Raw genomic sequence first — 8849 nt, forward strand, 5'->3', positions numbered from 1 at the left:
TTTGGTCTTGGTTTCTTTAGTTGGATACTCATAGATATTATTTCTATTGAGTGCGTTGATATCAGAGACCAAGTTAGATGCTGTGAGTTGAATTTTATTCATACAGATACTACATATTGATAGAGCTGAAGGTAATGAAACTAAGTTTATAGCATATTAAGTCTTGGTCGTTAAGCAATGCTATAGTTATAGTACTTTTGACGTTTATCTAAGCAACTGTCTTGTATGAGATTATTTTGAGATAAGGTTAGTGTGCTAAGTTGTTATCTATGGACTTCAGTTCGATGGTAGTTTCTTGGCGAATTAGGGGCAAACGCGATGGTTGGATGGGGTTCTGCTTGCGTTATCTAACAGTGCATTTCATGCCGATAAGTTACCATGGATTCTGGTGTGGAAATGACTTCAAGTAATTGTTTATACACGCATTTAGCTCCGCTAGATTTGATTCAAAATCCGTTGCCTTCGGGCGTGGCGGTTCAAGTCCGCCCACCGGTACCATATTTAAACAACAAAGCCTCGACGAAAGTCGGGGCTTTGTTGTTTCTAGCATTCGCCATATTCAAAAAAGCCCCGTGTTTAAACGAGGCTTTGTTTGAACGACGCTTAGTAGTATCACGATAGAGGATTAAGAGAGGTTTTCCACCGTTCGAGATACTTTTTCTGCGTCATCGATGATTCTGTCGATCACTTGTGAGATCTGCTCAGTTTGAGATTCGCCGTGGGACGTTTTTTCGGTGACGGCTTGGATTTTGCCATCGAGTTTTTGCGTGATCTTACTGTTCTCGCCGATAACGTCGGCAATCTCTGAGGTAGATTCAGAGGTCCTGGCTGCGAGATTACGCACTTCATCCGCCACAACGGCAAAGCCGCGGCCTTGTTCTCCGGCCCTCGCCGCCTCAATTGCAGCGTTCAATGCGAGCAAGTTGGTTTGCTCGGCAATGGCGCTGATGGTCGAGACGATGGTTTCAACGCTTTTCGACTGACCATTCAAGGCGGTCACCAACTCATTCATTTCGGCGACGGAGCGGTTGATCTCTTGAGAGTTGGTCAGAAGCTGCGCAATGCTCTCTTTCCCTTCACACGCGGAGTTGACGGTTTGCTGGGCTATCTCGAATGAGGTGGTGGCGGCTTCTTTGACTCGCTCGGCTTTTTCGACACGATCGGTAATATCGCTCGCAAGTTTGATGATTTTAACCACTTTGCCTTCATGGTTGAAAATCGGGTTATAAGTCGCTTCTAACCACATACGTTGCCCATGCTTATCAATCCGTTGGAACAGACCGGTTTTGATGGCACCAGTCGACAACTCTGCCCAAAAATTGGGGTTGGACTGATAAAACTCGGGCAAGCAAAACATACGATGGTGCTGACCTTTGATTTCGGCCAATGAGTAGCCCATGTGCGCGAGGAAGTTTTTATTGGCGGTAATGATGGTGCCGTCGGGTTCAAAGTCGATGACGGCTAACGATTTATCCAGGGCGTCTAACAGCGCTCGATTGCGCTCACGCTCTCGCTGAGCATCACTCACGTCAGAGGCCACTTTGGCGACATACTCGACTTTCCCATGTTGATCGCGGACCGGAAAATAGGTGGCCTCGACCCAAAATGCGAGATCTTGCTTGTTTTTGCGAATGAATCGGCCTGTTTTAGGGATGCCTTGATTGAGATCTTTCCAAAGTTGCTTGTATTCAGATGTCTCAACGTCCTCGGGGAAACAAAGGAAGCGGTGATGTTTGCCTTGCACTTCTTCCAAGTTATAACCGGTAACAGAGAGAAACTGAGCGTTGGCAAAACGGATGTGCCCATCGGGTGTGAATTCGATATAAGGAACCGATTCTTTCACCGACTCCTTGAATTGATTAGCGCTGCTAAGTTGATTTTCTAACTGAGTAATCTTGTCATTTTTGGCGCGAGCGAAATTAAACATCCTTGTCTCCTAACCACTGTTTTTATTATGCACTGTATTGAGTTTAGTGTAGGTAACCTGATGCGTTTGTACAATGGTTATAACAGCGATGAGAGGCGTAAGCCAACCGAGCGCGAGGGGTCAATGAGGATAATTTGCATGGCATTATTGGTGCAGTAGGGGATCAGAACGGAGTAGGAGTGGCTCGTATCGAGTGTCGGTTGGCCAATTAAGGTGCCAAATTGTTGATCATCAGAGGTAACGAGTACGTCAGTGAGTGGAGACTCATCCTCATAAGTGAGCTCAAACTCGGTTCTCTCTAGCGGTGAAAACTGGCCGCTTTTTATCGTCACGTGATACCCATCGACTTGGCATTTTCCATCATTCACTGGGCAGTCGACCAATGTGAGCCCTTGAGGCGCCGCGGCGAACTCCATTTTCGGTTCAAACTTGAACCAGGTCGGCGCGAAATAACCCGCTGCAAACAGCAGCGGGATCAAAAAGTAGCGGTAGGCCATTAAGAGAGCTGGAATCGCTGGCTTAGGCTCGCCAATTTGCTAGTGGCTTGGGTTAGCTCTGAAATCGAGGCGCTTTGCGCCTGCGATTGCTCGGCAATCACAGCACTGGCGTTATCCACTTCCGACATACTGCTTTGTAGACGGTCTAATGAGCAGTGTTGCTCATCGACTGAATCGGCGACTTGCGACATCTGGAGACTCACTTGGCTGATATTGTGCGAGATTTGTCCGGTCGATTGGATGATATTGTCCACGGCACTAGAGACTTGCGTTGATAGTTCCGTCATGTCACTGATGTTGCCCGTGGAGAGTTTGACCGCTTTCTCTAATTGACCTAGAGACACACCAATCTCCTCAACGCTTGCGCTGGTGCGATTCGCTAGCTGGCGGACTTCGTCTGCCACCACGGCGAAACCTCTCCCGGCTTCGCCGGCTCTTGCCGCTTCGATGGAAGCGTTGAGAGCGAGCAAGTTTGTCTGCTCAGAGATGCTCGTGATCGCTTCGAGAATCTGGTGAATGCTGTTGGCGTCTTGTACGACTTGACTGACGTTGCTGCGTGTTTGGTCAACAATATCAGTCATGCGGGCTAAGCGATGTTGACATTCGGCCGATTGAGAAAGCGATGCATCACTAAGCTCGGCGGCATGCAGGGCACTTTGATGGCAAGCTTGGGTTGTTTGTGAGACATGGGAGAACGAATCACCGAGATTGCTCACCGCGCTCGCGACTTGCTTAATATTGTTACTATTGCGAGAGATCTCACGATCAATTCGTGTGGTGTTAGCCGCAAAATCCTCGGATACATGAGAAAGCTCCGCAACGGATTCGCGTTGGATTCTGGCGGTGTCTTGTAACTGTAGAATGATTTGGTTAAAGCGAGTGAAAAATTCATCCCGCTCTTGCAGTTCCACATTTAAGTTGAACGTCGAACCTTGCACCACATGATCGACGGTGCGGCTGACGTATTTCAAGCGTTGCAGGTTTTTATCCAGTACAAGACAGGCGTACATGGATACGCTAGCTTGGAAAATAGCATACAGGCAATGCTCAATAACTAAGGTGTAGCTGCTGTTCGGTGGGAAAATGTATACCGGTACGCCAGACGACTGCATCCAAAAGAAGACAACGTGATGCAGAGCGGCGGCAACCAGTGCGTGTAATACCATCAGCCAGTTATTGTAGAGCGTCATCAACGCCAACATGATGAAGACTTCAAAATGAAGCATGATGTCGCCATAGGCTTGATGAATATGCAAAGCAACAAACCCGTACAGCACGTACGGCAGGGCATAGCGAGTGGTGGGGCGATTGAGAATGACGACTAAGGCAGACAAGACCAGAGTGGCAGTCAGGTCGGGCGTCGCATACCCATAGCGAGCAAAATAGATAAACGAAAGTGCCATCATAGGCAGGCCGATAATGTACGTTTTTTGAGAGAACGACAACTCACGCTCTAGCTTAATCATACCAATCTACTCTTAGCAAAATAAACGATGTGCATGTTAGGAGTATATGTACACCACTCATGCTCAGTGGTTGTACCAACAATCCGTATTACTGTTAAAAGCCGTTTTGCTGATAAATTCTGTTTTGCTGATAAAAAATTGTAGACAAAAAAAACCAGCAGGTTGGCAGCTGCTGGCTAAGTCTTTTGGGCTTCCTTTGTTGTTATACTTCTCGTCACAAAGTTCGATCACTGCGTCCCGATAAATTTCCTCTGAGGTGAAAATTTCACGCGGTGCCAATGATGTTCGAGAAGGGGATTTATCCTTGTTTGCGAATCAAGTAGTCAAATGCGCCAAGGCTTGCTTTTGCGCCTTCTCCCATCGCAATAATGATCTGTTTGTACGGTACAGTTGTGGCATCCCCCGCCGCAAATACACCTTCTAGGCTTGTTTCACCACGGCTACCGACTTCGATTTCGCCACGATTTGACAGGGCAACCTCTGAATCTTTCAGCCATTCTGTGTTCGGTACGAGGCCGATTTGCACGAAGATACCAGACAGCTCAATCTCTTTGATCTCATCTGTGTTGCGATCTTTGTACTTCAAGCTCGTGACACGTTTCCCATCACCCATCACTTCTGTGGTTTGCGCCATGGTAATAATGTCGATGTTTGGCATCGAGTTCGCCTTGTTGATCAAGACTTGGTCGGCGCGAAGGACATCCGCAAATTCCAACACTGTCACGTGCTCAACAATACCGGCAAGGTCGATAGCGGCTTCAATACCTGAGTTACCACCACCGATTACGGCAGTCTTCTTACCTTTGAACAGTGGGCCGTCACAGTGTGGGCAGTAGGCAACGCCTTTGTTGCGGTACTCTTGCTCACCCGGAACGTTCATTTCACGCCAGCGTGCACCTGGGCTTAGAATGACACTCTTACTTTTCAGAGTTGCGCCACTCTCAAGTTGGATATGAATCAGACCATCTTCTGTGTGCGCTGCGCCCATCAGCTTTTCTGCTTGCTGTTCTGTTACGACGTCCACATCGTACTCTTTTAAGTGCTCAGCAAGATCAGTCGCCAGTTTTGGACCTTCAGTACGTTTCACTGAAATGAAGTTTTCGATCGCCATGGTGTCCATAACTTGACCGCCAAAGCGTTTAGCGATAACGCCAGTGCGAATCCCTTTACGCGCCGCATAAAGAGCCGCAGCACTACCACCAGGGCCACCACCGACAACCAAGACATCGTATGGGTCTTTTTCGCTCAAAGCTTTCGCGGCTTTCTCGCTTGCGCCATCATCCACTTTGTTAAGAATCTCAGTTAGAGACATGCGGCCTTGACCGAATAGCTCGCCGTTAACGAATACACTCGGTACGGCCATGATGTCACGTTGTTTCACTTCATCTTGGAAGAGTGCGCCATCAATCATGGTCGCGTTCACTTTCGGGTTGATCGCCGCCATCATATTGAACGCTTGAACCACGTCTGGACAGTTTTGACACGAGAGTGAAATAAAAATTTCGACGTCAAGATCTTTGTCTAATGCGGCGATTTGCTCAATCACCTCAGGCTCAAGCTTGATTGGGTGACCGCCAGAGTGCAGCAGCGCCAAAACGAGAGACGTGAATTCATGTCCCATTGGCAAGCCGGCAAAGCGCAATGACGTACCTTTGGCCGGGTTGGTCACAGCCATCACAGGTTTGCGTGCGCTGGCATTATCATCTCGTTCAACACTGATCAGATCGCTCATCTCAGCGATTTGACTGGCCAAGGCGAGGATGTCATTGGCGGCTTTGCTTTCATCTAGGCTAACCACTAGACGAACCTCTTCTTTTACATTGGCGAGATATTGTTTGAGTTGTTGTTGAATCGCTTGGTCTAGCATGGTGGTACTTACCTTAAATAAACAAAAGAGTGGTTACTCTGGATAAAAACAGGTTGGGAAGAGAGCAAACCGGGTAGAAGGTCGTCAGGTATCAGACCCAGAATGCTCTCTTAATTAGGTTCCTAATAGGGGAGGAACAAAAATCTCAGTGAGATTAGATTTTGCCAACTAGGTCTAGAGATGGTGCCAGTGTTTCTTCACCTTCTTTCCATTTCGCTGGGCAAACTTCGCCTGGGTGAGCAGCGACGTACTGAGCGGCTTTTACTTTGCGAAGTAGGTCTTCTGCGTCACGGCCGATACCTTCAGCAGTGATTTCCATCGCTTGAATCGTACCTTCTGGGTCGATCAGGAATGTTGCGCGGTCTGCAAGACCTTGACCTTCTCGCATAACACCGAAGTTGTTGGTGATGTTGCCAGTTTGGTCGCCAAGCATGTAGTAGTTGATTTTGCCAATAGTGTCTGAGCTATCGTGCCATGCTTTATGAGTAAAGTGTGTATCAGTAGAGACTGAGTACACTTCTACGCCGCGCTTTTGAAGCTCTTCGTAGTGGTCTGCTAGGTCACCAAGTTCAGTTGGACATACGAAGGTGAAGTCTGCTGGGTAGAAGAAGAATACCGCCCATTTACCCAGAACGTCTTGCTCTGTGACTTCAACAAATTCACCTTGTTTGAATGCGGTCGCTTTGAATGGTTTGATCTTAGTGTTAATCATATCTTTACTTTCCTCAGAATGTTTTGGGTGAGCAGTTCTTGCTTTCGGAAAGTATATTCTCATCCCCCATAGACTAAATAAAATTGCTTGTAGCTATCTTATTGATAGGGGAATCCTATTAAAAATGAACAAGGCCTCGTCTAACGCAGTGTGGTTCGAGTCGGCGCTTTGTGCGCAAGATAAGAGCGGTGGAATTTTTCTTCGCTTTATCCGCGAGTTAGTGAATTGTCAGCTATCTTTTAAAGAAAACAACAGGAAGTCAGACAATGTATCAAATCACACCGTATCTCTTTTTCGCTGGAAGATGTGCCGAGGCGCTCCATTTTTATCGTGATAGTTTTGAAGCAGACGTCACATCAGTGCAATATTTCAAAGATTCACCACAGGTCATTGAGGGGGCGGAGCCGCATTGGATTATGCACGCAGAAATTGACATCATGGGCAATAAATTGATGCTCTCTGATGGCGTGGTGGCGAAAGAGCTGAGTGGAAACACCATCGCCTTATCCATTGTGCTTGACGATCTCGACTTACAAGCGAGACTGTTCGATAAGCTCGCGACGCAAGGTCGCGTGATGATGCCTTTGGCCGACACATTTTGGGGCGCGCGCTTTGGTAAAGTGGAAGATCAGTTTGGCATCCGTTGGATGCTGCACTGCAATCTAGTCTAATCTGCTGAGGTGTTATGTCGCGTCAGTAATCCGTTGCTCACGTCTATTGATGAGTTGGTCAGGTAGGGTGGCTTTTTGTGATGAAATCGCCACCTAATTCATCTAAGATTATTGGGTTATCAAAATGATTCAGTTGTATAAACGTCGTGGCTAGCATCAAAATTACCGTCGATCGTCTCCAACCCGGATTGCACATTCGACTGCCGCTCAAATGGAATGAGCACCCTTTCTTATTGAATAGCTTCAAGATAAAAGACGAAGAGCAAGTGCGACTCATTCGTCACTTGGGAATTAAGCACGTCTATATCAATCCAGCGCAAAGTGATGTTGAACCACTGCCACCGCAGAAAGCGCAACCCGAAGAAGAGGCCGACAATGACCACTCCGGCGTTGATAGTGAGGCAGAAAAACTCTGGCAGCAGAAACAAGAGCAAATAGAAAAGCTCAATGCCTATCGACGCCGAGTGATCCAGTGTGAAAAAGAGTTCGAACGATCGTTGTCAAAGATGCGAGCGGTGATGAATAAAATTCGCAGCCGACCAGAACAAGCCATTGATGAGGCATCGGAGTTAGTCAGCGATGTGGTCGACAAATTGCTTAGCGATGACAACGTGACGTTGCACCTGATGAACGGTAAGAGTGAATTTGAGGACATCTATTTTCACTCCCTCAATGTTGCGGTTATCGCGATGATGATTGCCAAGGCTAAAAAGCTCAATGCAGACAAGATAAAAGAAGTGGCGTTTGCTGCGCTATTCCATGATATGGGAAAAGTTAAAATCCCAACGGCAATAGTCCGCAAAAAGACGGCCTTGACGGAGCCAGAGAAAAACTACCTCAAACTGCACACCAAGTATGGTTTTGACTTGGCCGATAAAATAGAGAGCTTTCCGGAAAGTGCTAAAACGGTCATTACTCAACATCATGAACTGAATGATGGTTCTGGATACCCTCAAGGGTTAAAAGAAGAAGAGATAGATATGATGACGCAAATAGTGTCGGTGGCGAATGCGTATGACAATCTCTGTCACTGCAATATAGAAGCAGAACAAAAGATCCCTTATGTTGCGCTGTCTCACCTTTATAAAAACTGCAAGCATCTCTATAGCAACGAAAACCTCGGCATTTTAATCAAGTTTATGGGCGTCTACCCACCCGGTACCGTTGTCCAACTGTCCAACAACATGGTTGGTTTGGTCATTTCAGTCAACGCGCGCAATATTCTCTACCCGAATGTGCTGATGTACGACCCTTCTGTGCCAAGGACTCAAGCCCCGATTCTCGATTTAGCGGAGAAAGAACTGAAAATAGTGAATGCAATTTTGCCTGCTAAGCTGCCAGATAAAGTAAAAGAGTACTTAAACCCACGCTCACGCATTTCATACTTCTTTGATTCAGACAGTTAGAGGTTGAGTTATCCACAGGCGTTTGTGTATATGCTTAGGATAGTGTGCGCGTAAACTAGGTATAAAATAGCGCCTGATCGAAAAGTAGTCGGTCAGGCGTTTTTTGATAAAAAAAAGGCTTTTTTCGCTTGCGCTATTTCTGTTGCTCCCTATAATGCGCTTCCACTGACACGGCAGACGCCACAAGGCTTCAGCAGTGTTAAGAGAGGTAAAAGCTTCTTGAGAAAATAAATTTGAAAAGTGTTTGACTCTTCAAATTAACTCGCTAGAATGCACCTCCGCTTTGAGAGAAAGTTTCTTGAA

7 protein-coding genes and 1 pseudogene are annotated in these 8849 nt (G+C 46.9%); 2 read left to right on the forward strand and 6 right to left on the reverse strand.

Annotated features, from left to right (window positions below):
- Window positions 1-625: 625 nt before the first annotated feature.
- From AC6R1O_RS14655 to ahpC, 6 genes and pseudogenes are all read right to left on the reverse strand, one after another.
- Window positions 626-1168, reverse strand: a complete 543-nt coding sequence (locus tag AC6R1O_RS14655) for a methyl-accepting chemotaxis protein (RefSeq protein WP_420378236.1) — start codon at window positions 1166-1168, stop codon at window positions 626-628.
- Window positions 1151-1927, reverse strand: a pseudogene (locus tag AC6R1O_RS14660) (PAS domain-containing protein); the annotation flags it as partial. The gene AC6R1O_RS14655 and the pseudogene AC6R1O_RS14660, both read right to left, overlap by 18 nt.
- 77 nt (window positions 1928-2004) lie before the next feature.
- Window positions 2005-2424 (reverse strand): hypothetical protein, encoded by a 420-nt coding sequence (locus AC6R1O_RS14665; protein WP_500657281.1) that lies wholly within the window; start codon window positions 2422-2424, stop codon window positions 2005-2007.
- Window positions 2424-3890, reverse strand: coding sequence for a methyl-accepting chemotaxis protein (locus AC6R1O_RS14670; RefSeq protein ID WP_500657282.1), 1467 nt, complete (start codon window positions 3888-3890; stop codon window positions 2424-2426). The genes AC6R1O_RS14665 and AC6R1O_RS14670 overlap by 1 nt, the downstream gene beginning before the upstream one ends.
- A gap of 298 nt (window positions 3891-4188) precedes the next feature.
- Window positions 4189-5757 carry an alkyl hydroperoxide reductase subunit F gene (gene ahpF, locus AC6R1O_RS14675; protein ID WP_500657283.1) on the reverse strand — a complete coding sequence of 523 codons (1569 nt, stop codon included), beginning with the start codon at window positions 5755-5757 and terminating at the stop codon, window positions 4189-4191.
- A 154-nt stretch (window positions 5758-5911) separates the two neighbouring features.
- Entirely contained in the window at window positions 5912-6469 is a 558-nt protein-coding gene (gene ahpC / locus AC6R1O_RS14680) for an alkyl hydroperoxide reductase subunit C (RefSeq protein WP_334555125.1), read from the reverse strand.
- A gap of 266 nt (window positions 6470-6735) precedes the next feature.
- On the opposite strand from ahpC, the gene AC6R1O_RS14685 reads away from it, so the two are divergent.
- Both AC6R1O_RS14685 and AC6R1O_RS14690 read left to right on the forward strand, forming a co-directional pair.
- Window positions 6736-7140 (forward strand): VOC family protein, encoded by a 405-nt coding sequence (locus tag AC6R1O_RS14685; RefSeq protein ID WP_334555126.1) that lies wholly within the window; start codon window positions 6736-6738, stop codon window positions 7138-7140.
- Window positions 7141-7286: 146 nt separating this feature from the next.
- Window positions 7287-8546 carry a cyclic di-GMP phosphodiesterase gene (locus AC6R1O_RS14690; protein WP_500627061.1) on the forward strand — a complete coding sequence of 420 codons (1260 nt, stop codon included), beginning with the start codon at window positions 7287-7289 and terminating at the stop codon, window positions 8544-8546.
- Window positions 8547-8849: the final 303 nt, after the last annotated feature.

This window comes from Vibrio sp. R11-SG3-ISO3-SZ (genome assembly GCF_059834345.1).